At 65.8% G+C, this 24272-nt stretch carries 26 protein-coding genes and 1 riboswitch; of the genes, 12 read left to right on the forward strand and 14 right to left on the reverse strand.

Going from position 1 to position 24272, the window contains the following annotated elements:
* Positions 1–3: 3 nt before the first annotated feature.
* Genes ACVWY5_RS04065 through ACVWY5_RS04075 form a run of 3 tightly spaced genes read right to left on the reverse strand, consistent with a single transcriptional unit; the run spans position 4 to position 2668 of the window.
* Positions 4–1389, reverse strand: coding sequence for an ATP-binding protein (locus tag ACVWY5_RS04065; protein ID WP_028333083.1), 1386 nt, complete (start codon positions 1387–1389; stop codon positions 4–6).
* Positions 1390–1398: 9 nt separating this feature from the next.
* On the reverse strand, positions 1399–2103 hold the full coding sequence (locus ACVWY5_RS04070) for a response regulator (RefSeq protein ID WP_038377300.1): 705 nt from the start codon (positions 2101–2103) through the stop codon (positions 1399–1401).
* A 19-nt stretch (positions 2104–2122) separates the two neighbouring features.
* On the reverse strand, positions 2123–2668 hold the full coding sequence (locus tag ACVWY5_RS04075; protein ID WP_028333084.1) for a MarR family winged helix-turn-helix transcriptional regulator: 546 nt from the start codon (positions 2666–2668) through the stop codon (positions 2123–2125).
* A 121-nt stretch (positions 2669–2789) separates the two neighbouring features.
* Between ACVWY5_RS04075 and ACVWY5_RS04080 the strand changes: the two genes are divergently transcribed.
* From ACVWY5_RS04080 to ACVWY5_RS04100, 5 genes are all read left to right on the forward strand, one after another.
* Positions 2790–3014, forward strand: coding sequence for a hypothetical protein (locus ACVWY5_RS04080; protein WP_321176634.1), 225 nt, complete (start codon positions 2790–2792; stop codon positions 3012–3014).
* Complete coding sequence (locus ACVWY5_RS04085; RefSeq protein WP_028333085.1) at positions 2998–4077, forward strand: branched-chain amino acid aminotransferase; 1080 nt, start codon at positions 2998–3000, stop codon at positions 4075–4077. The genes ACVWY5_RS04080 and ACVWY5_RS04085 overlap by 17 nt, the downstream gene beginning before the upstream one ends.
* A 107-nt stretch (positions 4078–4184) precedes the next feature.
* Positions 4185–5699 carry a histidine--tRNA ligase gene (gene hisS, locus ACVWY5_RS04090; RefSeq protein WP_028333086.1) on the forward strand — a complete coding sequence of 505 codons (1515 nt, stop codon included), beginning with the start codon at positions 4185–4187 and terminating at the stop codon, positions 5697–5699.
* 119 nt (positions 5700–5818) lie between these two features.
* On the forward strand, positions 5819–6022 hold the full coding sequence (locus ACVWY5_RS04095; protein WP_018269806.1) for a tautomerase family protein: 204 nt from the start codon (positions 5819–5821) through the stop codon (positions 6020–6022).
* A gap of 116 nt (positions 6023–6138) precedes the next feature.
* Positions 6139–6549 (forward strand): thioesterase family protein, encoded by a 411-nt coding sequence (locus ACVWY5_RS04100; RefSeq protein WP_028333087.1) that lies wholly within the window; start codon positions 6139–6141, stop codon positions 6547–6549.
* A gap of 123 nt (positions 6550–6672) precedes the next feature.
* On the opposite strand, the gene proC is transcribed toward ACVWY5_RS04100, so the two are convergent.
* Positions 6673–7551 carry a pyrroline-5-carboxylate reductase gene (gene proC, locus ACVWY5_RS04105; protein ID WP_051376056.1) on the reverse strand — a complete coding sequence of 293 codons (879 nt, stop codon included), beginning with the start codon at positions 7549–7551 and terminating at the stop codon, positions 6673–6675.
* 130 nt (positions 7552–7681) lie between these two features.
* Entirely contained in the window at positions 7682–8182 is a 501-nt protein-coding gene (locus ACVWY5_RS04110; RefSeq protein WP_028333089.1) for a type III secretion system chaperone family protein, read from the reverse strand.
* Positions 8183–8625: 443 nt separating this feature from the next.
* Positions 8626–8779, forward strand: a riboswitch (FMN riboswitch).
* Between the two features lie 78 nt (positions 8780–8857).
* On the opposite strand from ACVWY5_RS04110, the gene ACVWY5_RS04115 reads away from it, so the two are divergent.
* Positions 8858–9439, forward strand: a complete 582-nt coding sequence (locus tag ACVWY5_RS04115; protein ID WP_028333090.1) for a 6,7-dimethyl-8-ribityllumazine synthase — start codon at positions 8858–8860, stop codon at positions 9437–9439.
* 104 nt (positions 9440–9543) lie between these two features.
* The gene (locus ACVWY5_RS04120; RefSeq protein ID WP_028333091.1) at positions 9544–10350 is read left to right on the forward strand and encodes an SDR family NAD(P)-dependent oxidoreductase; all 807 of its coding nucleotides are present in this window, start codon (positions 9544–9546) and stop codon (positions 10348–10350) included.
* 158 nt (positions 10351–10508) lie between these two features.
* On the opposite strand, the gene ACVWY5_RS04125 is transcribed toward ACVWY5_RS04120, so the two are convergent.
* The 7 genes from ACVWY5_RS04125 to ACVWY5_RS04155 form a co-directional block, all read right to left on the reverse strand.
* Positions 10509–11462 (reverse strand): ribose-phosphate pyrophosphokinase, encoded by a 954-nt coding sequence (locus ACVWY5_RS04125; RefSeq protein WP_028333092.1) that lies wholly within the window; start codon positions 11460–11462, stop codon positions 10509–10511.
* Positions 11463–11641: 179 nt separating this feature from the next.
* Complete coding sequence (locus ACVWY5_RS04130) at positions 11642–12262, reverse strand: hypothetical protein (RefSeq protein ID WP_028333093.1); 621 nt, start codon at positions 12260–12262, stop codon at positions 11642–11644.
* Positions 12263–12364: 102 nt separating this feature from the next.
* On the reverse strand, positions 12365–13297 hold the full coding sequence (locus tag ACVWY5_RS04135) for a MerR family transcriptional regulator (protein WP_028333094.1): 933 nt from the start codon (positions 13295–13297) through the stop codon (positions 12365–12367).
* 136 nt (positions 13298–13433) lie between these two features.
* Complete coding sequence (pgeF, locus tag ACVWY5_RS04140) at positions 13434–14201, reverse strand: peptidoglycan editing factor PgeF (protein WP_028333095.1); 768 nt, start codon at positions 14199–14201, stop codon at positions 13434–13436.
* Entirely contained in the window at positions 14198–15256 is a 1059-nt protein-coding gene (locus tag ACVWY5_RS04145; protein WP_050384262.1) for a class I SAM-dependent methyltransferase, read from the reverse strand. Before ACVWY5_RS04145 ends, pgeF begins: the two co-directional genes overlap by 4 nt.
* 99 nt (positions 15257–15355) lie before the next feature.
* Positions 15356–16198, reverse strand: a complete 843-nt coding sequence (gene lgt / locus ACVWY5_RS04150) for a prolipoprotein diacylglyceryl transferase (RefSeq protein WP_028333097.1) — start codon at positions 16196–16198, stop codon at positions 15356–15358.
* Positions 16199–16213: 15 nt separating this feature from the next.
* Positions 16214–16948, reverse strand: coding sequence for a dienelactone hydrolase family protein (locus tag ACVWY5_RS04155; RefSeq protein WP_028333098.1), 735 nt, complete (start codon positions 16946–16948; stop codon positions 16214–16216).
* A gap of 176 nt (positions 16949–17124) precedes the next feature.
* Between ACVWY5_RS04155 and ACVWY5_RS04160 the strand changes: the two genes are divergently transcribed.
* From ACVWY5_RS04160 to ychF, 4 genes are all read left to right on the forward strand, one after another.
* Complete coding sequence (locus ACVWY5_RS04160; RefSeq protein ID WP_028333099.1) at positions 17125–17385, forward strand: accessory factor UbiK family protein; 261 nt, start codon at positions 17125–17127, stop codon at positions 17383–17385.
* A gap of 185 nt (positions 17386–17570) precedes the next feature.
* Positions 17571–18293, forward strand: coding sequence for a 50S ribosomal protein L25/general stress protein Ctc (locus ACVWY5_RS04165; RefSeq protein ID WP_028333100.1), 723 nt, complete (start codon positions 17571–17573; stop codon positions 18291–18293).
* A 55-nt stretch (positions 18294–18348) separates the two neighbouring features.
* Complete coding sequence (gene pth / locus ACVWY5_RS04170) at positions 18349–18960, forward strand: aminoacyl-tRNA hydrolase (protein WP_028333101.1); 612 nt, start codon at positions 18349–18351, stop codon at positions 18958–18960.
* A gap of 123 nt (positions 18961–19083) precedes the next feature.
* Entirely contained in the window at positions 19084–20181 is a 1098-nt protein-coding gene (ychF, locus tag ACVWY5_RS04175; RefSeq protein ID WP_028333102.1) for a redox-regulated ATPase YchF, read from the forward strand.
* Between the two features lie 213 nt (positions 20182–20394).
* Here ychF and ACVWY5_RS04180 read toward each other — a convergent pair whose 3' ends face one another.
* Positions 20395–20670, reverse strand: a complete 276-nt coding sequence (locus ACVWY5_RS04180) for a metal-sensitive transcriptional regulator (RefSeq protein WP_018269815.1) — start codon at positions 20668–20670, stop codon at positions 20395–20397.
* Between the two features lie 65 nt (positions 20671–20735).
* Between ACVWY5_RS04180 and ACVWY5_RS04185 the strand changes: the two genes are divergently transcribed.
* A complete protein-coding gene (locus ACVWY5_RS04185) occupies positions 20736–23129 on the forward strand; it encodes a heavy metal translocating P-type ATPase (protein WP_028333103.1) in 2394 nt (797 codons plus the stop codon).
* 158 nt (positions 23130–23287) lie between these two features.
* Here the strand turns inward: ACVWY5_RS04185 and ACVWY5_RS04190 are convergent, their stop codons facing one another.
* Complete coding sequence (locus ACVWY5_RS04190) at positions 23288–24202, reverse strand: 4-hydroxy-tetrahydrodipicolinate synthase family protein (RefSeq protein ID WP_028333104.1); 915 nt, start codon at positions 24200–24202, stop codon at positions 23288–23290.
* Positions 24203–24272: the final 70 nt, after the last annotated feature.

Below are 24272 nucleotides of genomic sequence, written 5' to 3' on the forward strand. Positions count from 1 at the left end.
ATGTCACACCGGCACCCGCACGACGGCCCGCAGGCCGCCCATCGGGCTTTCGCTGAGCATGATGTCGCCGCCATGCGAGCGGGCGATGTCGCGAGCGATCGCAAGCCCGAGCCCGGTGCCGCCTTCGTCCTGGTTGCGGGCATCGTCGAGCCGCAGGAACGGCTTGAACACTTCCTCGCGCATGTCAGCGGGGATGCCCGGCCCGTCGTCGTCGACCGTGACGTTGAGATAGCGGTGATCGCGATGGCCGGTGATCGAGATCGTGTTGGCGTGGCGCGCCGCGTTGGAGACGAGGTTGGCGAGGCAGCGCTTGAACGAGGCCGGCTTCACCGTGACGACGGGCAGGCCGTGGAACGCAACGGTCGCGGTATGGCCGTGGCGTTCGGCGTCGCTGCGCAATTCCTCCAGCGCCAACGCCATGTCGGTCGGCTGCGCGACCTCGCCGGAATCGCCGCGGGCGAAGGCGAGATAATCCTCCAGCATCATCGACATCTCGTCGACGTCCTTGCGCATCGCGTCGATCTCGGGGCCTTCGCCGATCAGGGCAAGCTCGAGCTTGAACCGGGTCAGGATGGTGCGCAGGTCATGCGACACGCCGGCGAGCATCGCGGTGCGCTGCTCGATCGAACGTTCGACGCGCGCCTTCATCTCGATGAAGGCCTGCGCCGCGCGCCGCACCTCGCGCGCGCCGCGTGGCCGGAAGTTCGGCGCCTCGCGGCCCTTGCCGAAACTTTCGGCGGCGTCGGCCAGCCGCAGGATCGGCTTGATCTGGTTGCGCAGGAACAGCACGGCGACGATCAGGAGGATTGTCGAGGTGCCGAGCATCCAGAAGATGAAGATCTCCGAATTGGAGGCGTAGGCCGCGCTGCGCTGGGCGAAGATCCGCATCACCGAATCGTCGAGCTGCACGCGGATCTCGACCAGATTGGATTTGCCGACGGTGTCGATCCAGAACGGACGGCTGATCTGGCGGCCGAGCTGCACCGACAGGGTCTGGTCGAGCAGCGAGAAGAACGGCTTCGGCCCCGGCGGCGGCATGTCGCCGGCGGGAAGGAAGTCGACCACCAGCTGCAGTTTCTGGGCGATGCGGCGAAGCTGCGCGCGGTCCTTGTCCTGCGGGTAGCTCTTGTAGACGTCGATCAGCGCGGCGATATCGGAGACCACCGCGGCCGACAGGCGCCGCGTCACCGTGTTCCAGTGCCGCTCCATGAACACGAACGCCACCACGGTCTGCAGGATCACCATCGGCACGATCATGATCAGCAGCGCGCGGGCATAGAGGCCGGTCGGCATCCAGCTCTTGAACGCATTGCCCATCCAGCCGTTCGCCTTCGAGACGCGCTGCGAGGCGTTGCGGATCAGGGTCAGGCCGGAGTCGAGCGTGCTCATGGCAGCATCTTATGGCGAGGCGACCAGGCGATAGCCGATGCCGCGCACCGCCTGCAGGAACAGCGGATTGGCGGGATCGTGCTCGATCTTGCGGCGCAGGCGGTTGATCTGCACGTCGACCGCGCGCTCATTGACGGTGCCGCCGGAGGTCAACTCGGCGCGCGGCACGGTCTCGCCGGGCGCGCTGGCGAGGATGCGCAGCATCTCGCGCTCGCGATCGGTGAGATGGATGATCTCTTCACCCTGGCGCAGTTCGCTGCGCTCGATGTGGAAGATATAGGGGCCGAACGCGATCTGCTCGACGACTGCGACCTGCGGCGGCGCGGTGCGCTTGAGGATATTGCCGATCCGGAGCACCAGCTCGCGCGGCTCGAACGGCTTGGCGACATAATCGTCGGCGCCGATCTGCAGGCCCTCGATGCGGGCTTCCGCCTCGTGGCGCGCGGTCAGCATGATGATCGGCACCGTCGAGGAGCTGCGGATGAAGCGGGCGAGGTCGAAGCCGTTCTCGCCGGGCATCATCACGTCGAGGATCAGCAGGTCGAAATGCAGCCCGAGCAGCTTGGCGCGCGCATCGGTGGCGCTCATTGCCGTGGTGACCCGGTAGCCTTCGCCGGAGAGAAAGCGCGACAGCAGGTCGCGAATGCGGCGGTCGTCGTCGACCAGCAGAAGATGCGGCGCGTCGTCTGCCGGCTCGACCGGCGCGCGCATCATGGTTGCAGCCTGCACCGATTCACTCCCTCGTTTTTCTGCCGCCGCCGAAGATCGCTTCGAGCACCTTGTCGGGATCGTCGCGGTCGATCATCGCGCGGAGGAATTGGCGAACCGTCTCGACGCCGGCCGGATCGATGCCGGCGACCGCCCGGTTGATGCGGTCGGTCTGCAGCCCCGCGAGCTTGGCGACCAGCGCCTCGCCCTTCGGGGTGGCGTAGAGCAGGCGCTGCCGGCGGTCGTTGTTGCCGGTCTTCTGAACGATGTAGCCCTCGTCCAAGAGCTGCTTGAGCACGCGCCCGAGCGACTGCTTGGTGATGCGCAGGACGTCGAGCAGATCGGCGACCTTCAGCCCCGGATAGCGGGTGACGAAGTGGATGACGCGGTGGTGGGCGCGGCCGAAGCCGAACGCCTCCAGCTCCTGGTCGGCGTCGCCGACAAAGTCGCGGTAGGCGAAGAACAACAGCTCGATGATGTCCCAGCGCAGGTCGCGCCCCGCCCCCGGAGCGTGGTCGTCTCCCTGCGAATCGGGGTTGGCAGCCATGCCTGAGAAATTTATGTCAGTCATATTGACGTATCTTGGGTTCAATGTTACAAAACTGCCTGTCACGACGAAACATTAGGTCGTTTTGTCCTCGACAGCGTTTAAGGCGGCCTGAACGAGCCTGTGAGGCGGTTTGGGCCGCAAATTGGACTACCGTGCGATTGTCGAGCGGCATTTCGGCAAACATACTGGACTTCAGCATTCCGCAAAAGCATGTCTAAACGGCATGTTGGCGATGGAAGCTGCCGGCGCGGCCGGCGGTGTGAAGTTCGGGCCAGCCGAGCCGGAAGGCTCCGGGGGAAACAGGCCGGCGCCGGGTATCGCGCCGGTTCCGACAGCGGAAAGCAAGAAAAATGACTTTGAAATTTGACATCCAGCCTTCGCCGAATGCGACGTCCGACAAGGATCGCGCGGCGAAGCTCGTGGACCCCGGCTTCGGCCGGGTCTTTACCGATCACATGGCGATCGTCCGCTACAGTCAGGGCAAGGGCTGGCACAGCGCCCGCGTCGAGGCCCGCGCGAATTTTCCGCTCGATCCGGCCGGCGCGGTGCTGCACTACGCCCAGGAAATTTTCGAAGGTCTCAAGGCCTACAAGCGCGACGACGGCGGCGTGAACCTGTTTCGGCCGGACGCCAATGCCCGCCGCTTCCATGATTCGGCCGAGCGCATGGCGATGGCGCCGTTGCCCGAGGATTTGTTCATCGATGCGGTCGAGCAGCTGGTGCGGATCGATCGCGCCTGGATCCCGGGCGGCGAGGGCAGTCTCTATCTGCGGCCCTTCATGATCGCGAGCGAGATCTTCCTCGGCGTGAAGCCGTCGGCCGAATACATCTTCTCGGTCATCGCCTCGCCGGTCGGCTCCTATTTCAAGGGCGGCCCTGCGCCGGTGTCGATCTGGGTGTCGGAGAATTACACGCGCGCCGCGATCGGCGGCACCGGCGCCGTCAAGTGCGGCGGCAACTACGCCGCCAGCCTGCGCGCGCAGGCCGAGGCGATCGAACGGGGCTGCGACCAGGTCGTGTTCCTCGATGCGGTCGAACGCCGCTACATCGAGGAGCTCGGTGGCATGAACGTGTTCTTCGCGTTCGACGACGGCTCGCTGCTGACGCCGCCGCTCGGCACCATCCTGCCCGGCATCACCCGCGACTCGATCATCGCGCTTGCCAAGGATGCCGGCACGCGCGTGCGCGAGGAGCCCTATACGATCCAGCAATGGCGCGCTGACGCCGCCAGCGGCAAGCTGAAAGAGGCGTTCGCCTGCGGCACCGCGGCCGTCATCTCGCCGATCGGCAAGGTGTGCTCGGCGAGCGGCGATTTCCAGATCAGCGGCGGCGTGGCCGGCCCGGTCGCCATGGGCCTGCGCAAGAAGCTGGTCGACATCCAGTACGGTCGCACCAACGACCCGCATAACTGGATTAGGAACGTCGAGTGACGGACGCAACGTGATTCCGGGTTCGCGTCTTTGACGCGCCCCGGAATGACAGCCGGAAGCCGATGGCGGCGGTTGCCGCCTTGCGCGTCCACTGGTAAACGCCGCCAATGGCCGAGAAACCCAAAAAACCCCAGAAACTGAAGGCGCGCCTGCCGCGCGGGCTGGAAGATCGCGGCCCGGCCGCGATCAATGCCACGCGGGCGATGGTCGAGAAGATCCGCGCCGTCTACGAGCTCTACGGCTTCGAGCCGGTGGAGACGCCGGCGATGGAATACACCGACGCGCTCGGCAAGTTCCTGCCCGACCAGGACCGTCCCAACGAGGGCGTGTTCTCGTTCCAGGACGATGACGAGCAGTGGATCTCGCTGCGCTACGACCTCACCGCGCCGCTGGCGCGCTACGTCGCGGAAAACTTCGACGCGCTGCCGAAGCCGTATCGGTCCTATCGCTTCGGTTACGTCTTCCGCAACGAGAAGCCGGGTCCCGGCCGCTTCCGCCAGTTCATGCAGTTCGACGCCGACACGGTCGGCTCGGCGACGCCGGCGGCCGACGCCGAGATCTGCATGATGGCGGCCGACACGATGGAAGCACTCGGCATTCCGCGCGGCTCCTATGTCGTGAAGGTGAACAACCGCAAGGTGCTCGACGGCGTGCTCGAGGCGATCGGCCTCGGCGGCGACGACAATGCTGGCCGCCGCCTCACCGTGCTGCGCGCGATCGACAAGCTCGACAAATTTCCAGCCGATGAGGTCCGCAAGCTGCTTGGTCCCGGACGATGGGATGGCGGCGAAGAGGGCAAGGGCGACTTTACCAAGGGCGCCGACCTGAGCCCCGCGGATGCCGATATCGTCCTGGCCGTCACGCGGCAGCGCGACGATTGGCGAGAGGCGATTGCTGCGGCGGAGGCCTATCTGGCGAAGAGTGAAGTTGGTCAGGCCGGCGTGAGCGAGCTCGAGGAGATCGCCAAGCTGGTCGCGGCGTCCGGCTATGGCGCGGATCGCATCCGCATCGATCCCACCGTTGTTCGCGGTCTCGAATATTACACCGGCCCGGTCTACGAGGTTGAGCTGCTGCTCGACACCAAGGACGAGAAAGGCCGCCCGGTGCGGTTCGGCTCGGTCGGTGGCGGCGGCCGCTACGACGGCCTGGTCTCGCGCTTCCGCGGCGAGCCGGTGCCGGCGACCGGTTTCTCGATCGGCGTGTCGCGCCTGCAGGCCGCACTGACGATGCTCGGCCAGCTCGACGCGCGGGCCGAGTTCGGTCCCGTCGTCGTCACCGTGTTCGACCGCGACCGTGTCGCCGACTACCAGAAGATGGTCGCGCAGTTGCGCCAGGCCGGCATCCGGGCCGAGCTCTATCTCGGCAATCCGAAGAACATGGGCAATCAGCTCAAATATGCCGACCGCCGCAACTCGCCCTGCGTGATCATCCAGGGCTCGGACGAGAAGGCGCGCGGCGAGGTGCAGATCAAGGATTTGATCGAGGGCGCCAAGGCCGCCGCTGCGATTGCCTCCAACCAGGAATGGCGTGAGACGCGTCCGGCGCAGTTCTCCTGCGCAGAGGCCGATCTCGTCGCCCGGATCCGCGAGGTCCTGGCGCGGCATGACGTGGCGTGGGGATAGCCATTCGCTTGTGACGTCATGCGCGGCCTTGTGCCGGGCATCCGCCTCTTGTTTGATGCGCGGCGACGTGAATGGCCGGGAGGAGCCCGGCCATGGCGACAACAAGAGGGAGAGCAACGATGCCTGAGATCACCGTGAGCATGGCCGCCGGCCGCACCGACGAGCAGAAGCTCGGCATGATGCGCGACATCACCCAGGCGCTGGTGAAGAATCTCGGCGTCGATGCCGACGCGGTCGTGATCCAGATCAATGAGGCGCCGCTGCATCACAAGATGAAGGGCGGCAAGTCGTTCGTCGAGCGCGCGGCCGCCGCGAAGAAGTGACGCGCGAAAGCGCGTCATCCCGGGGCGCGCATTAGCGCGAACCCGGGATCTCGATGAACAATCTCCAGATTCCGGGTTCACGCTTCGCGTGCCCCGGAATGACGAGCAAGGCGCCAATGGACGCACGCGACTTCATCAGGATCGGCATGAGCGCCGAGCGCATGCTCGTGGTGCCGCCGGAGCGCACCGTCGGGCATTTCGTGCCCGGCATGCCGATCGTCTATGCGACGCCGATGATGATCCTCGAAATGGAGATAGCGTCGGGCGATGCCATCCGCGCCGCACTGCAGCCCGGCTGGGTCACGGTCGGGACCGAGGTCGATATCCGCCATCTCGCCGCCGCGCTGGTCGGCGCCACCGTGCGGACGACCTCAAAAGTGATCGCGGTCGAGCGCCGCGTGATCCGCTTCGAGGTCGAGGCCTTTGAGGGCACGCGCAAGCTCGGCGAAGGCCGCCACGCCCGCGGTCTGATCAATGTCGAAAGCTTCAACAAGCGCCTGGCCGGGACGTCGGGTTCGGCGCAGTAGGCGGCCTGTGTCGTTGGTCCGGCGAACTCGTCATGCGCGGGCCTGACCCGCGCATCCATCAAGGAAGAAAGCGTCCTTGTTCGATGGATTGCCGGGTCAAGCCCGGCAATGAGTGTGCATGCGCTATTTCGCCAATTCCCTTGAGCGCCTTGTCGCAGCGGCGATCGCGCGGGTCATCAGCGGCTGCATGCCGTCATTCGCCATCAGCACCTCGAGCGCGGCAGCGGTGGTGCCGCCGGGCGAGGTGACGTTCTGCCGCAGGGTTGCCGACGGCAGATCCGAGCGATGCAGCAATTCGCCGGAGCCGGCGACGGTCGCCCGCGCCAGCGTGGTCGCGAGCTGCTCGGGCAGGCCGGCCGCAACGCCGGCGCGGGCCAGCTCCTCGGCGAGCAGGAACACATAGGCCGGACCGGAGCCGGAGACCGCCGTCACCGCGTCCATCAGGCTCTCATCATCGACCCATTCGATGAGCCCGGTCGCTTTCAGCAGCGCATCGGTCATCGCGCGCTGCGCGGCGGTGACGCGCTTCGACGGCACCGCGACCGTGATGCCGCGGCCGATCGCCGCCGGCGTGTTCGGCATCGCGCGCACCACCGCGCCGCCGACAACCTCTTCCAGCGCTGACATGGTCGTGCCGGCCATGATCGAGACGACGAGCGTCGAGGGGCCGACGAAGGATTTCAGCGCGGCGCCGGCGTCGCGGAACGATTGCGGCTTCACCGCGACGACAAGCGTGTCGACCGTGCCGAGATCCTTCGCTTGCGGATTGAGCCGCACGCCCTTTGCGGCAAGCGCGGAGATTTCCGGCGAGAGATGCGGGTCGATCACCGCGACGCGCTCGGGTGCAAGGCCCTGCGCGAGCCAGCCGGTCAGCATGGCGCCGCCCATCTTGCCCGCGCCCGCGAGCGCGATGGTGCCGGAAGTATTCGTCAATGCGCTGCTGGATGTGCTCACAGGTGGCTCCGCAAACTCTGTGTCGTCCCTGCGAAAGCAGGGACCCATAACCACAAGCGGTTCTAGTGAAGCGAGAAGCGAGCCACAAGCAGTTTGCTCAACCACTGGGGCCGCGGAGTATGGGTCCCTGCTTTCGCAGGGACGACGCTGAGGGCGGGGATGGACCGAAACGAAACCCTTACGCCTCGCCCTCGGTGTCGAACATCGCCGCGGCCATCGCCTCGGCGGTCGACTTGCCGGCCCACACCACGAACTGGAACGCCGGGTAGTAGCGCTCGCAGGCGTGGATCGCGTTGACCACCATGGCCTCGCACTGCGCGGTGGAGGCGGTGAGACCGCCGGGCAGCACCAGCGCCTGACGATGCATCACCATGCCGGTGTGGGTCCACAGATCGAAATGGCCGACCCACAATTGTTCGTTGATCGCGGCGACCAGCCGCTGCACCTCGGCGCGGCGCGCCTGCGGCATCTTCATGTCGAAGGCGCAGGCGAGATGCAGCGCCTCGATCTCGCCCATCCAGGTGAACGAGAGCTGATAGTCGATCCAGTCTCCCTTGGAGACGATCGTCACCTCGTCTTCGCCGGAACGCTCGAACGCCCAGTTGTTGTCGGTGGCGATATCTTCGACCACCGCAAGCGGGTTGTTCCGGGAATCGATAATGCTTTCGACGAGGGACATGCCGTCTCGGACCTTGTTCTTATGATCGCTTGATACGCACACGGAAGCCGGCACTTGCGACATACTGCGTCGTGGCCGAGTGCAGTTCCTTGACCGGGCTTCCGGATGCCCCTGGACCTGACGCCGATGAAGTGATGTGATTTGCGGAATCCGCGCAACCGCACGCCGAGTCCGTCCACAGCCAAAGCGCGCATCGTCCACAGCTGATCTCCGCCACATCTGTGATTTTGAGAACAAATCGGAATCTAAGCGCTCGCGTAACGCTTTGTTAACCATTTGCAGGCGCTTTGCCGCACGCGTGAATCAGCCTTCGGGCCCTCATATCGCCTCTGTTAGGGCCGCAACGCGCTCATGGGGACATGCCGTTTCCCCATGCCAAAGGCCTTGCCCGGCTGTCGCGCTTTGGTCATATTTCGTCTCAGGCACGTCCATCCCGGGCGTGCCGATGTTCTCAGGGCGGGGTGAAAATCCCCACCGGCGGTAAGGGTGATGAGCCCAAGCCCGCGAGCGCCTTCCTCCGCGAAGCCGGCGGAAGGGTCAGCAGATTCGGTGCAATTCCGAAGCCGACGGTTACAGTCCGGATGAAAGAGAACGGTTGCGGCGGCCAACGCGATTTTCGTGTGGGCTCGTGTCGTTGTCCGTGTGCCCTGATTCTGGTCCTGAAAGAGGAAAGCCATGAATCAGATGTTGCAAGACCAAGACGTTCAAGCTTCTCAAATCCAAACCTCCCAAGCAGAAAGCGCTCCCGATACGCCGGCCATTCCGCCAGCGCCGGAGCATCCGCACTTCGCAAAGCCGCAGCGCGTTGCCTTCGTGCAGTCGTCCTGGCATCGCGAGGTGGTGGAAGAGTGCCGCATCTCCTTCCTGAAGGAGATCGAGGCGAGGCACATCACCAATGTCGACGTGTTCGAGGTGCCGGGCTCGTTCGAGATCCCGCTGCATGCGCAGCTGTTGGCGAAGACCCGCCGCTACACCGCGATCGTCGCGGCCGGGCTCGTTGTCGATGGCGGCATCTACCGCCACGAATTCGTCGCCGACACCGTGATCAAGGCGCTGATGGATGTGCAATTGCGCACCGAGGTGCCGGTGTTCTCGGCGGTGCTGACGCCGCAGCAATTCCACGAGACCGAGGTGCATTACGAGTTCTTCCGCAAGCACTTCGTCATCAAGGGGACCGAGGTCGCGGAAGCCTGCGCCAACACGCTGCTCAGCCTCGAGCGTCTGCGCGGCCAGGTCGCGGCGGGAATCCCCGGCTAGCATCGGCGGAAAAGCGATTCCGGCATGCGTGCCGGGATCGCTCTCGCCTGCGGCGCGTTCGGTTATGCTTGCGGCATAAAACCAAAACGCGCGGGAGGCGCCCCATGACCGAACAACATTCCTCCGACTGGCTCGGCCTGTCGGGCCGCGTTGCCGTCGTCACCGGCGGAGGCGGCGGTATCGGCCGCGCCACCGCGGTCAGTTTCGCGCGGGCCGGCGCCAGGGTCGCCGCACTCGATCGCGACGAGCGCTCCCTTGCGGAGACCAAGGCAGAGCTTCGCGAATTCGGCGACGGTCATCTCGTCGCGACTTGCGATACGACCAGCGAGGACAATGTCGCGGCAGCCGCCGATGCCGTCGCGCGCACGCTCGGCGCTTGCGACATCCTCGTCAACACAGCGGCGGTGCTGCGCCCGGGCGGGCTCGACACGCTCGCCCTCGCGGAATGGAATGCGGTGCTGGCGGTCAATCTCACCGGCTATTTCATCTGCGCCCAAGCGTTCGGCCGCCAGATGCGCAAGGCCGGACGCGGCAGCCTTATCCACGTCGCCTCGATCGCCGCCAGCAATGCGCAGGGGCAGAGCGGCGCCTACAGCGTCAGCAAGGCTGGCGTCGTGATGCTCTCGCAGCAACTCGCAGCGGAATGGGGACCGCATGGCATCCGCAGCAATGTGGTCAGCCCCGGCCTTGTCGTGACGCCGATGAGCCAGGCTTTCTACGACACGCCTGGGGTCACCGAGCGGCGCACCGCCGTGGTGCCGATGCGCCGGATCGGCGCACCGCAGGACATGGCGGACGCGACCCTGTTCCTGGCCAGCGACCGCGCGTCATACGTCAATGGCGAGGAGATCATCGTCGATGGCGGCTATGCGCGGACGCTGATGAGCCACGTGCCACGGCCGGGGTTTTAGCGGGGTGGCTGCAGCATACTCGGTGTCGTCCCGGCCTTGAGCCGGGACCCATCACCACCAATGCGAATTGATTTACAACGCTGGAGCCACAGCCTTCGCAACAACAAGGCCTGTGGTTATGGGTCCCTGCTTTCGCAGGGACGACAGCAAATATCGATTTAATCGAACAGGCTGGAAACCGACTCTTCCGCCGCGGTGCGGCCGATCGCTTCGGCAATCAGGCCGGCGATCGAGATCTGGCGGATGTTCGGCGCCTTGTTGACGGCTTCGGTCGGCAGGATCGAGTCGGTGATGACCAGCTCCTTCAGCCGCGACGAGGCGATGCGCGCGGCGGCGCCGCCGGACAGCACGCCGTGGGTGATATAGGCCGAGGCTTCCTTGGCGCCGTGCGCGATCAGCGCCTCGGCCGCATTCACCAGCGTGCCGCCGGAGTCGACGATGTCGTCGACCAGGATGCAATTGTAGCCGGCGACGTCGCCGATCACGTTCATCACCTCGGACTCGCCGGGGCGCTCGCGGCGCTTGTCGACGATCGCAAGCGGGGTGTTGATGCGCTTGGCGAGGCCGCGGGCACGCGCCACGCCGCCGACGTCGGGCGATACCACCATAACCTTGGCGAGGTCGAATTTCTCTTTGATGTCGCGCACCATCAGGGGCGCCGCGAACAGGTTGTCGGTCGGGATGTCGAAGAAGCCCTGGATCTGGCCGGCATGCAGGTCAAGCGTCATGACGCGGTCGACGCCGGCGTGCGAGATCAGGTTGGCGACGAGCTTGGCCGAGATCGGCGTACGCGAGCCGGACCTGCGATCCTGCCTGGCATAGCCGAAATAGGGCACCACCGCGGTGATGCGGCGCGCCGAGGAACGGCGCAGCGCGTCGGTGATGATCAACAGTTCCATCAGATTGTCGTTGGCCGGAAATGACGTCGACTGCAGGATGAACATGTCCGAGCCGCGGACGTTCTCCTGGATCTCGACGAAGATCTCCATGTCGGCGAAGCGCCGGACCACGGCCTTGGTCAGTTCGATGCCAAGTCCCTTGGCGATCTCCTGCGCCAGCGCAGGATTGGAGTTGCCGGCGACGAGTTTGATTGATCCGTTCTTTGCCGACATCGATGCTTCCCCCCGCGCCTTGCTGGATACGACGTTCAGCATCTCAAGTCCTTACAGAACCGGCGGGTTTTCGGTGCGCGAGGGAATATCAGGCAGGCGCATCCGATGGCAACCCATTAGCCGGCTTTGGCCGCCGTTTTCCTGGGCAAAAAACGCATTTCCCCGGGCTATAACGGGGTTTAGTCGGCGGAATAGCCGAGCGCCATGGTCTCGGGCGCGACGGGGGCCGGGGCACTTGCCACCGTGGGCCCGCGGAGGTCCGGTGCCGGGGCGGTCGCGGGGCTGTCCGCCGCGCCGCCATTGATCATGCCGGACAGGCCGCTGAGGCCGGCCTGGGCGATCTTGCGCAGCACCAGGTCGTCGGCGGCGGCCCAGGCGTCGCGGCCGGCCTTGCCGGCGGGCTCCTCGCCGGAGAGCCGCAGCGCGCGTTGCTGGTTGCTGTCGTAGACGTCCCACACCCACGCGATCATGGTGCGGCCGCGCACCACCTGCGCCGACAGATAGCTGCGCACGCGATAGGCGGCAGCGCCCTGGCGCGACACGATCGACAGGCTGCGCAGCTTGGACTCGCTGTCGAGCACGCCGACCATGCGGTCGAACACCTGGGGCGGAGGGCCGTCGATCGATTCGAACGCAACCGTTGCGCCGCTGCTTGCCGGCGTGGCCATGGCGTAGGAGTCGGCCACGTTGCCGCCGGCCGCGCAGCCGCCAAGCGCGCACGCGATCGCAAGCCACGAGCATGCGATCGCGGCACGCACGGCTGTCCCAGTTTGAAACTGGCGGTTCGACGCTTCCCTCATTGCGTCCTGCGATATCGTTAAAACGGCTTAACGTCTAGGGCAGGACGGCCACAGCACTTAACCGATCCGGGCGGCGCGCCGCGAGATTTCGGATTTCCCTGCTCAGTCAGAGAGATGGTGCCGCATGGCTGCGGTGATCCAGGTCCATTCGCGGTTCGGGCTCGCGTCCGGCGATTGCCCGCGCATGATGGCGACGAGCTCCCAATAGCGCGCCGCACGGGCGTCGTGCAGGGCATATTTACCGCGGATCCAGTTGCGGAATTCCAGATCAGGTTTTCGCTTCAGCAATCGCGCCGATGTTTCCAGCCAGTCGCGCGCCAGCGTCTGGCCGGCCTCCGACGTCGGGCCGAGGTCGCGCGCGATGATCTCCCTGGCTCTCGCCAGCACGGTTTGGTTGGCCGCCTGCCAGGCGGCGAGATCCAGCACGTGGTGATTCCAGACGTCCTCCGCGTTGGCGCGGATGTTGGCGACGAGGGAAGGGTCGTTGAGCATCTCCGAAAGCTCGATCCAGGCATCGCACTGCTCGGGCGTCGGCTCGTCCGGCAATTCGGGCACGCTGGTCTCGATCATCTGCCGGATCCATTTCCGGTCGATGTTGATGCCGTCGGACACCTTCTCGAAAAAGCGTTCGACGACGTTGCGGCGCTCGGCGCGGGACAGCTGCGTCATGGTCAGGAATCTCCTCAAATCTGCTTCGGTGAGTTGCGGTGAACGCAACGCAGCCCGCAGGGCCGAGGCGACGCGGCGCTGTGCCGCGATCTCCGCTTCCAGCGTCTCGAGGCGAAGCTGCAGCGCCTCGACCAGCGAGAGCTGCTTGGTCAGGACCTCACGGATGGCATCGAGACCGAGGCCCGCATCGCGCAGGCAGCGGATCAGGTCGAGGCGAACCAGTTCGTCGTCGGTGAAGACGCGATAGCCGCTCGCGGTGCGGCCGGCCGGCGGCAGCAACCCCTGGTCCGAATAGAAGCGGAGCTTGCGGACGGAAATTCCGCTGAGCCGCGCCGCCTCGCCGATGCTGTAGGTGCGTTGTGTCATGCGCCGCTTGTCCGGTCTCCAGCAGGTGGAGAGTCAAGACGCTTGTCGCACAAGAATCGCCCGATTTTATTCTGACGCGTTTCCCTCACCGCGAACCGGTATCCACTTCGCGGGAAAACGCTCTGGATGCCCGGCGTCAGCCTTCCAGTGCGATGGCGTGAACGAGCCGGCCGTAATCGGCTTCCTTGCGGTGCACGGAGCGGCGGTAGCTGAAGCAGCGCTCGTCGGAATAGGTGTCTATGCCGAGATCGTCGATCATCAGCACGCCGGCATTTTCCAGCCGCATGCGGATGAAGCCGGCAAGATCGAACATCGCGTGTCCGTCGCGTTCGGCGGGCATGAAGAACATGCCGTTCTCCGCATCGGCCTCGATGAAGCGTTCGACGAATTCGTTGCCGACCTCGTAGGACTCCTTGCGGATCAGCGGGCCGATGGCGGCGACGATGCCGCCGCGCTCCGCACCGAGCTTCTCCATCGCGTCGATGGTCGATTCCAGCACGCCGGTCAGCGCGCCCTTCCAGCCGGCATGCGCCGCGCCGATCACGCGCGCATTGGGATCGACGAACAGGATCGGGCCGCAGTCGGCCGTCGTGACCGATATCGCAAGGCCTTCGGTGCGGGTGACGAGCGCGTCCGCCTTCGGGCGCGCGCCGCCATTCCATGGACCGGTCACGGCCACGACGTCAGGCGAGTGAATCTGGTGCACGCTGACGAGGTGATCGAGCGGCACGCCGAGCTGCGCCGCCATCCGCCGCCGGTTCTCCGCGACCTTGGCCGGATCGTCGCGCGAGCCCAGCCCGCCATTGAGGGCGGCATAGATGCCCTCCGACACGCCGCCTTCACGCGAGAAGAAGGCATGGCGCAGGCCCGGAATGGCCGACAGCAGCGGTGATCCCAATGTCATTGTTCGGTCTCGTCAGGCTGATCGCTCAATCCGGCGATCGAGGTGAGGCGTGGGTCGGAGATGGCCATGACCTTGAACATCGAGCCCATCCCGCCGCGTCCGGAATCGGTCAGCCGCTTCAGCGCACCGGCAACGTCGGCGGAGACTTCGGGGCTTGCTTTCGCCATCAGCCCGGCCGCACGGGCCTCGACGCCGAGACGCTTGAGGAAGTCGCCCTGCGTCACCGGTCCGTGGACGAGCGCGCCGACATCCTCGGCGGCCCGCGCCATGGCCTGGAAATCGACATGTGCGGTCACATCGGCCTGTCCCGGGTTCTTCAGCGGGTCGGCGAAGCTGTGGCGTGCGATCGCCTGGAAAGTGTCGCCGGCGTCGCTGCGCAGATGGCCGTAATCGATGATCAGCGCGGCGCCGTCCTGGTCGCGCAGCCGCGTGGCGAGCTTCATGATCTCGTTGTCGGGCCGCCATTCGAACACCGCGCCGAGCGGCGCGGCGCGCACCAGCGGCGGCAGCAGCACCTCGAAATGCGGCACAGGCTCTGGCGCGGGAGCGAAATACAAGTTGCCATTGGCATCCATCCCGACCGTCCGCTCGTGCCAGCCGGTCTCGCGCCGGACCATCTGGTGGATCGGCAGCACGTCGAAATATTCGTTGGCGAGGATCACCGCCGGTCCCTCGGGCACGTCGTCGATGCTGTCGTGCCAGGTGACGTTGCGCACGCCCGCCAGCGTGGCGTACTGCTTCTCGCGCAGCACCGGGTTGACCTCGACGAGGTGGATGCTGAGCGACTGGTAGAGCGGCGGCAGCACGCGCAGCGCACGCAGCGCGTCGGACATCATGGTGCCGCGGCCCGGGCCGAGCTCGATCAGGCGAAGCGTCGCCGGCGAGCCGATCGCGCGCCAGATCGAGGCGCTCCACAGCCCGAGCAGCTCGCCGAACATCTGGCTGACCTCGGGCGCCGTGGTGAAATCGCCCTCGCGGCCGAGCGGATCGCGCGACAAATAGTAGCCGTACCGCGGATGCATCAGGCACAATTCCATGTAGCGCCAGACCGGCATCGGCCCGGACAGCTTGATCAGCTTCCTGATCTCATCCAGCAGCGGGGAGGGTTCGTTCACGGCCTTCCTTGGATTGCACTTGCTTTGGATTGAACTTGTTCAGGTTGAACTCGGCGCCGGACCGTTCGCCCGGCGGCGAACGGCGGCCGTGATGATGATAACGCCCACAATGATCATTGGCACCGACAGCAGCATGCCCATGGTTAGTCCGCCCCACAAGAATCCGAGTTGCGGGTCGGGCTCCCTGAAGTGCTCGCCGATGATTCGGGCAACGCCATAGATCGTGATGAAGCTGCCGAGGATCAGGCCGGGACGCTTGAGCGCGCCCATCCGGATCATGATCGCCAGCGCTGCAAACAGCACGATGCCCTCGAGCCCGGCCTCGTAGAGCTGGCTCGGATGCCGCGGCAGCGGCCCGCCATTGGGGAAGATCATGGCCCAGGGCAGGTCCGGATCGGCGTGACGGCCCCACAATTCGCTGTTGATGAAATTGGCGAGCCGGCCGAGGAACAGCCCGATCGGTGCGACCGCGGTGGTGATGTCGCCGAGCGACAGGATCGGGATGTTGTTGCGGCGGGCAAACAGCATCACCGCTGCGACGCAGCCGAGGAAGCCGCCGTGGAACGACATGCCGCCCTTCCACAATTCCAGGATTTCGCCCGGATGCGCGATGAAGAAGGGCAAATTGTAGAACAGCACGTAGCCGGTGCGGCCGCCGACGATGATGCCGATGGTGACCCAGAGGATGAAATCGTCGAGCTGCGGCAGCGTGATCGGCGCCGGGCCGCCCCACAGCCGCTCCTTCTTGATCAGCGAGCGGGCGTAGATCCAGCCCAGCACGATGCCGACGATATAGGCCAGCGCATACCAGCGGATCACGATCGGCCCGAGCGAGAGCGCTACGGGATTGAACACCGGAAAGTCGATCAGCAGGAACGGCATCGTTCGTCTTGAGACTCAGCTCACGAGGTTGCGCCGGTAAAGCGCGAGTAGCCGCTCCCAATGGCGTTCGGCGGCGTCGCGGTCATAGACCGGACGCTTGGGGAACGCAAAGCCGTGATGTGTGCCGGGATAGATCTCGACCTCGTTGTTCGATCCCTTCATGCCGGCCTTCACCTGCTCGATGATGTCCTGTGGCGCGTAGATATCGGTCTCGGCGCAGGCGAAATAGAGTTCGGCCTTTGTCTTTTGCGCGGCAAGATGCGGACTGTCGGGCTGGTCGGTCGCCAGATGCGTGCCGTAGACCGAGGCGGCGGCCTTGACGCGATCGCCGAAATGCGTCGCGGCGTTCACCGCATAGCGGCCGCTCATGCAATAGCCGACGGTGCCGATGATCGCGGTGTTGGCCGCCTTCTGCGTCTCGGCATAGGCGAGCAGGCTCTTGGTGTCTTCCATGACCAGCGGAATGTTGAGCGAGTGCATCAGCTCGAACATGCGTTTGCGTTCGGGCGATTCCGGATCGGGATTGATCGGGCCGAGCTCCATCACGCCGGCGCGGTAATACATGTTCGGCAGCATCACATAATAACCTGACGTGCCGAGCCGGCGCGCCATGTCGCGCAACTCCTCGCGGATCGCCGGCGCGTCCATGTAGAAGATGACGACGGGGAAGGGGCCGCCGCGCTCGGGATGGGTGATGAAGGTGGTGGTCTTGCCGTCCTTGGTCGGGATCTCGACGGTCTGGTCGATCATGGCGTTTCTGCTCGCGTTATGTGTGCGATTTCTGTTGTGAGTTCATACGATTGCAAGGAAACCGGAGCATGACAAGGCAAGCCTCGGGAGGCCTGCCATTCGCGGCGGACTTGAACCGGATGGCTGAGATCGCCATTGTCTTTGGCGCGAGGCAGGAACGCGGAGAGTTTTGCGAGATGACCCAGACCAGCAACCGGTTTTTCGATGAGATCGGCCGTCTGATGAACGATGCCGCGGGCGCCGCCCAGGGCGTCAAGCGCGAGGTCGACACGGTCATGCGCAACCAGGCGGAACGGATCCTGCGCGACCTCGACGTGGTCAAGCGCGAGGAATTCGACGCGGTCAAGGACATGGCCCGCCTGGCGCGCGAGGAGAACGAGGCGCTGAAGGCGAGGATCGCGGCGCTGGAAGCCAAGCTCGGCGGTACGGTCGGCTGATCTTCCACCTTCCCCTGGAGGGGGAGGGTGAAGCAAGAAAATTTCCTTCATTTCCTTGTCATTTCGGCCCTTTGGGGCTAAAAGCCCGCCACGTCCGCGGCCCCCGCACCCCTGGAGGCTTGCTGTGGACCTGAGCATGGGCCGCGCTGCGGCCTTTAACTTTTTAAATACAAGGACTTAACGCTATGGCGACCGTCAAGGAATTGAAGGCGACCGCGCGTCCGAAGAGCGGCAAGGGGGCCGCCCGGGCAGAGCGTCGCGCCGGGAGAGTTCCCGGAGTGATCTACGGAGACAACCAGCCCCCGGTGACCATCTCGGTCGACGATCGTGAACTGCGCCAGCGCATCCTGGCGGGCCGGTTCCTTACCACGCTGTTCGACATCGATCTCGAGGGCAAGAAGCATCGCGTGATTCCGCGCGACTACCACCTCGACCCGGTGAAGGACTTCCCGCTCCATGTCGACTTCATGCGGCTTGGCGAAGGCGCCACCATCCGCGTCAGCGTGCCGCTGCACATCGTGAACGGCGAAACCTCGCCTGGCGTCAAGCGCGGCGGCACCGTGAACATCGTCACCCACACCCTCGAGCTCGAATGCGCGGTCGACAACATCCCGCAATATATCGAAGCCGACGTGGGCAGCCTCGAGATCAGCTATTCGCTGCATCTCTCCGACGTCAAGTTGCCGAAGGGCGTGAAGTCGCTGACCCGCGAGGACGCGACCCTGGTCACCATCGTGCCGCCGTCCGGCTACGCCGAAGAGCAGAAGGCCGCGGCTGCGGCTGCTGCCGGTGGCGCTGCTCCGGCCGCGGGTGCTGCAGCTCCGGCCGCTGCGGCGGCTCCGGCTGCGGGTGCTGCGGCTCCGGCCGCGGGTGCCAAGGCTCCCGCCGGTGGCGACAAGAAGAAGTAATCGATCAGGTCGGCGCGCGATCGTCTGATGGCGCGCCGACGCGGGATGCCGCGCCATGCGCCTTTTTGTCGGTCTCGGTAATCCCGGCGCGAAATACGCCGGCAACCGGCACAATATCGGTTTCCTGGCGGTCGATGAGATTGCACGGCGTCATGGTTTCGCATCATGGCGCCGTCGCTTTCAGGGCGAGACCTCCGAGGGCGTCGTCGATCGCGAGAAGGTCGTGCTGCTGAAGCCGACCACCTACATGAACGAGTCCGGGCGCGCGGTACAGGAAGCGGCGAACTTCTTCAAGCTGACGCCCTCCGACGTCACCGTGTTCCAGGACGAGCTCGAACTGCCGCCGGCCAAGGTGCGGGTCAAGATCGGCGGCGGGATCGCCGGCCATAACGGCCTGCGCTCGATTTCCGCGCATATCGGCAACGAGTATCGGCGAGTGCGGCTCGGGATCGGTCATCCCGGCGTCAAGGAGCTCGTGCACAGCCACGTGCTGTCGGACTTCGCCAAGAGCGACCGGGCGTGGGTGGAGGCCCTGTGCCAGGCCGTCGCCGACAATGCCGGCCTGTTGGCGACGGGCCACGACGCTTCGTTCGCCAACAAGGTGCACCTGACGATGCAGGCCAAGGGGTTCGACAAGGGTGAGAACGGCGGCGAGAAGCCGGCCTGACCTCCTTTGTCGTCATGCCCGGCCTTGTGCCGGGCATCCACGTCTTACCTGCCGCGTGCACCGTAAGACGTGGATGGCCGGGACGAGCCCGGCCATGACAGATCAGAGAATGTTGAGGAAGACATGGGATTCAAATGCGGGATCGTCGGGCTGCCTAACGTCGGCAAGTCGACGCTGTTCAATGCGCTGACCGAAACGGCGGCCGCCCAGGCGGCGAACTATCCGTTCTGCACCATCGAGCCGAATGTCGGCGAGGTCGCGGTGCCCGATCCGCGGCTGGAGAAGCTCGCGGCTGTCGCGAAGTCCGCGCAGATCATTCCGACCCGGCTGACCTTCGTCGACATCGCGGGCCTCGTCCGCGGCGCGTCGCAGGGCGAAGGTCTCGGTAACCAGTTCCTCGCCAACATCCGCGAGGTCGACGCCATCGCCCATGTGGTGCGCTGCTTCGAGGATTCCGACATCACCCATGTCGAGGGCAAGATCGCGCCGCTCGCCGACATCGAGACCATCGAGACCGAGCTGATGCTGTCCGACCTCGACAGCCTGGAGAAGCGCGTCGACAACCTCTCGAAGAAGGCCAAGGGCAACGACAAGGAAGCCAAGGAGCAGCTCGAGCTCGTCAACCGCGCGCTGGTGCTGCTGCGCGACGGCAAGCCGGCGCGTGCGCTGGAGCGCAAGCCGGAGGAGGAGCGCGCGTTCCGCATGCTCGGGCTCCTGACCTCGAAGCCCGTGCTCTATGTCTGCAACGTCGAGGAAGCCTCGGCCAAGGACGGCAACAATTTTTCCAAGGCGGTGTTCGAGCGCGCCAAGGAGGAGGGCGCGGTCGCGGTCGTGATCTCGGCCAAGATCGAATCCGAAATCGCGACGCTGTCGCGCGAGGAACGCACTGACTTCCTGGAGACACTGGGTCTGGAAGAGGCCGGGCTCGATCGGCTGATCCGCGCCGGCTACCGGCTGCTCGATCTCATCACCTATTTCACCGTCGGCCCGAAGGAAGCACGCGCCTGGACCATCGACCGCGGCACCAAGGCGCCTGCCGCCGCCGGCGTGATCCATACCGATTTCGAGAAGGGCTTCATCCGCGCCGAGACCATCGCCTATGCCGATTACATCGCCGGCAACGGCGAGGCCGGCGCGCGCGATGCCGGCAAGCTGCGGCTTGAAGGCAAGGAGTACGTCGTCGCCGACGGCGACGTCATGCATTTCCGCTTCAATACCTGATCGCGCTGTTCAGCCGCGCATGAAGCGGCAGCGAATTCGGCACCGCTCTATCCCCACGTCGTTCCGGGCAAGCGAAGCGCGACCCGGGACCCATAACCACCAATTTTCGTGATCAATGGGGCTGTGGCCCCAGCGTCCTTTCACAACAGGCTGCTGTGGTTATGGGTCCCTGCTTTCGCAGGGACGACATCCAGTATGGGGTGGCGTTTTAGATCACCGATCCGCACGCCCGATCACGTCCATCAGCTCGGCGATCTTGCGCCGCTGGTCGGCCTTGTCGCCGGACGAGATCGCATGCTCGACGCAATGCGCCACATGATCGCGCAGCACCTCTTCCTCGACGCGGCGCAGCGCCGCGCGCGCGGCCGCGATCTGCGTCACCACGTCGATGCAATAGCGGTCGTCCTCGACCATGGCGGCCAACCCGCGGATCTGACCTTCGATCCGTTTGAGCCGTTTTAAGCAGGATGTCTTGACCTCGTCTCTCATAGACCTCATATACCCCCCTAGGGTATACAAATCAAGGGGCCGGGTTAGCGGCCGGGAAGAGTTTCGTGGCACACGCAACACACGACCATTCGCACGCGGATCATCACCACAATGGCGCGGCCGCGCATTCCTGCTGCGGCGGCAAGCATGGTCACGACACGCCGCCGGCCGAGGCGGCGTTCGCGATCGATCCGGTCTGCGGCATGAAGGTCAACCCGGCGACCGCCAAGCACCGCTTCAGCTACCAGGGCGAGGAGTACCTGTTCTGCAGCAGCCGCTGCCGCGAGCGTTTCGAGACCGACCCTGAGAAGTATCTCAAGCCGCGTGAACCCGAGCCGCCGGCGCCCGCGGGCACCATCTACACCTGCCCGATGCATCCCGAGGTGCGTCAGGTCGGTCCGGGCAGCTGCCCGATCTGCGGCATGGCGCTGGAGCCCGAGCAGGTCTCGCTCGACGACGGTCCCGATCCCGAACTGATCGACATGACGCGGCGGTTCTGGATCGGCCTCGCGCTGACCGTGCCGGTGTTCGTGCTCGAGATGGGCAGCCATCTCGGGCTGATGCAGCTGGTGCCGCAGCACTGGTCGAACTGGGTCTCACTCGTGCTGGCGACGCCGGTCGTGCTGTGGGCCGGCGCGCCGTTCTTCGTGCGCGGCTGGCAGTCGCTGGTCACCCGCAATCTCAACATGTTCACGTTGATCGCGATGGGCACCGGCGTCGCCTATGTCTACAGCGTGGTCGCGACGCTGGCGCCGCAGCTGTTCCCGCCCGCGTTCCGCGACATGCATGGCGCGGTCGCGGTGTATTTCGAGGCGGCGGCCGTGATCACGGTGCTGGTGCTGCTCGGCCAGGTGCTGGAATTGCGCGCCCGCGCGCAGACCTCGGGCGCGATCCGCGCGCTGCTCGGCCTCGCGCCGAAGACCGCGCGGCGCATCACCGAACATGGCGACGAGGACATCGACATCGACGCGATCAAGGTCGGCGACCGCCTGCGCGTGCGGCCGGGCGAGAAGGTGCCGGTCGACGGCGTCGTCGTCGAGGGCAGTGCGGTCATTGACGAGTCCATGGTCACAGGCGAGTCGATGCCGGTCACGAAGGCCGAAGGCCAGAACGTGATCGGCGGCACCGTCAACCAGAGCGGCGGCCTCGTGATGCGCGCCGAGAAGATCGGCCGCGACACCATGCTGTCGCGGATCGTCGACATGGTGGCGAAGGCGCAGCGCTCACGCGCGCCGATCCAGCGGCTCGCCGATCGCGTCGCCGGCTGGTTCGTGCCGGCGGTGATCGCCGCCGCCGTGCTCGCCTTTATCGCCTGGACGGTGTTCGGCCCCGAGCCGCGCCTGACCTTCGCGCTGGTCGCCGCCGTCACGGTGCTGATCATCGCCTGCCCGTGCGCGCTGGGATTGGCGACGCCGATGTCGATCATGGTCGGCGTCGGCCGCGGCGCGCATTCCGGCATCCTGATCCGCGACGCGCAGGCGCTGGAGCGGATGGAGGCGATCGACACGCTGGTCATCGACAAGACCGGTACGCTCACCGAGGGCAAGCCGAAGGTCGTGCACGTCATTGCCGCCGAAGGACTCGACGAGAGCGATCTGCTGCGCCTGGCGGCCAGTGTCGAGCAGGGCAGCGAGCACCCGCTGGCACAGGCGATTATCGCCGCTGCCAGGGAGCGCAAGCTCGCATCCGCCGCCGTCAGCAATTTCGCCTCGCCTTCCGGCAAGGGCGCGACCGGCACCGTCGAGGGCAGGCAAGTTGCGCTCGGCAATGCGGTGCTGATGGCCGAGCTGAAGATCGCGACGGCAGCGCTCGACGAGGCGGCCGAGGCGGCGCGGCGAGACGGCGCGACGGCCATCTATGTCGCGGTCGATGGCCGCGTCGTCGGGGTGATCGCGATAGCCGATCCGGTCAAGCCGTCTGCGACGAGCGCGCTGCAGGCGCTGCGCGCCGAGGGCCTGCGCATCGTGATGCTGACCGGCGACAACGAGACCACCGCGCGGGCGGTGGCGAAGACGCTCGGCATCGACGAGGTCGAGGCCGGCGTTCTGCCGGAGCGCAAGAGCGAGGTGGTGCAGCGGCTGCGCGGCGAGGGGCGCACCGTCGCGATGGCCGGCGACGGCGTCAATGACGCGCCGGCGCTCGCCGCTGCCGATGTCGGCATCGCGATGGGCGGCGGCACCGACGTCGCGATCGAGAGCGCCGGCGTCACGCTGCTCACGGGCGATCTGATGGGCCTCGTGCGCGCGCGGCGGCTGTCGGTCGCGACCATGCGCAACATCCGTCAGAACCTGGCGTTCGCGTTCGTCTACAACGCCGCCGGGGTGCCGATCGCAGCCGGCGTGCTGTATCCGCTGTTCGGCATCCTGCTGTCGCCGATGGTCGGCGCCGCCGCGATGGCGCTTTCCTCGGTCAGCGTGATCGGCAATGCGCTTAGGCTCGGCAGGGTGAAGCTGGACTAGACGTTTCCTACCTCGCCCCGCGTGCGGGGAGAGGTCGGATCGCATCGCAAGATGCGATCCGGGTGAGGGGGACGCTCCACGAGTCTGTCTCTCGCCTTTTTGTGCGGAAGCAGCCCATCACCCAGCCCTCTCCCCGTAAGAACGGGGAGAAAACGCGATCACGCCGGCAACAGCAGCTGTTCGCGGCGCTCCATCTCGGCATCGAGCCAGGTTGCGAGATCCTCGCTGATCTCGACCATCGGCAGCCGCACCTCGGGGCTGTCGATCAGCCCCTGCCGCCACAGCCAGTGCTTGGCCGGCGCGGGGCTTGGTTCGGCGAACAACAGCCTCGTCAGGCCGACGACGCTCTGCCAGGCGGCCAGCGCCGTGTCGCGCTGGCCCTGCTGCAGCAGCGTGCGGATCGCAGCGAAGGTGTTTGTTTCCAGATGTGCGGACAGCAGGATCGCCCCGTCGGCGCCGTCCGAGAGCGCATCGAAGGTTTGCGCATCCTCGCCGGTCAGCACGCGGAAGCCGGCCGGCCGGCGGTTGAGGAAGTCGATCGACTGCGCGCGGTCGGCGCAGCAATCCTTCATGCCGGCGATGTTCGGATGGTCCGCGAGCGCCAGCAGCGTTTCGTTGGTCAGGTTCACCGCCGTGCGATAGGGGATGTTGTAAAGCACGATCGGCCACGACGCGTGATCGGCGAGCGCGTTGAAGTGCTGCACGAGCCCGCGTTGCGAGGGCCTGATGTAATAGGGGCTGGCGATCAGATAGCCGTTGATCGGCCAGTCGGCCGTATCATCCAGCGCTTCCTTCATCCGGGCGGTCGAGGCGCCGGAGAGCCCGAGACAGACCGGCAAATGGCGGGAGCTGGCACTGAGCTCGTCGAGCACGACGCTCACCAGCCCCTCCAGTTCGTCCACGCTGAGCGCCATGCCCTCGCCGGAGGTTGCGCCGAGAATGAACCCGTCGACGGGGCCGCTGGCGTAGTGCCGTACGAGACGCCGCAGCGACGTGACGTCGAGTTCGCCGTTACGGAATGGCGTGATCAGAGGCAGCCAGAGGCCCTGCAATTGCTGGTGTAGATCGGTCATGTTCCATCTCCTGGGGAAGGCAAAGCCGGAGACGGGACCAACAAAAAACCCCGTCCAGGCGGCGGGGTTT

The sequence above is a fragment of the Bradyrhizobium sp. USDA 3256 genome, from assembly GCF_054058275.1.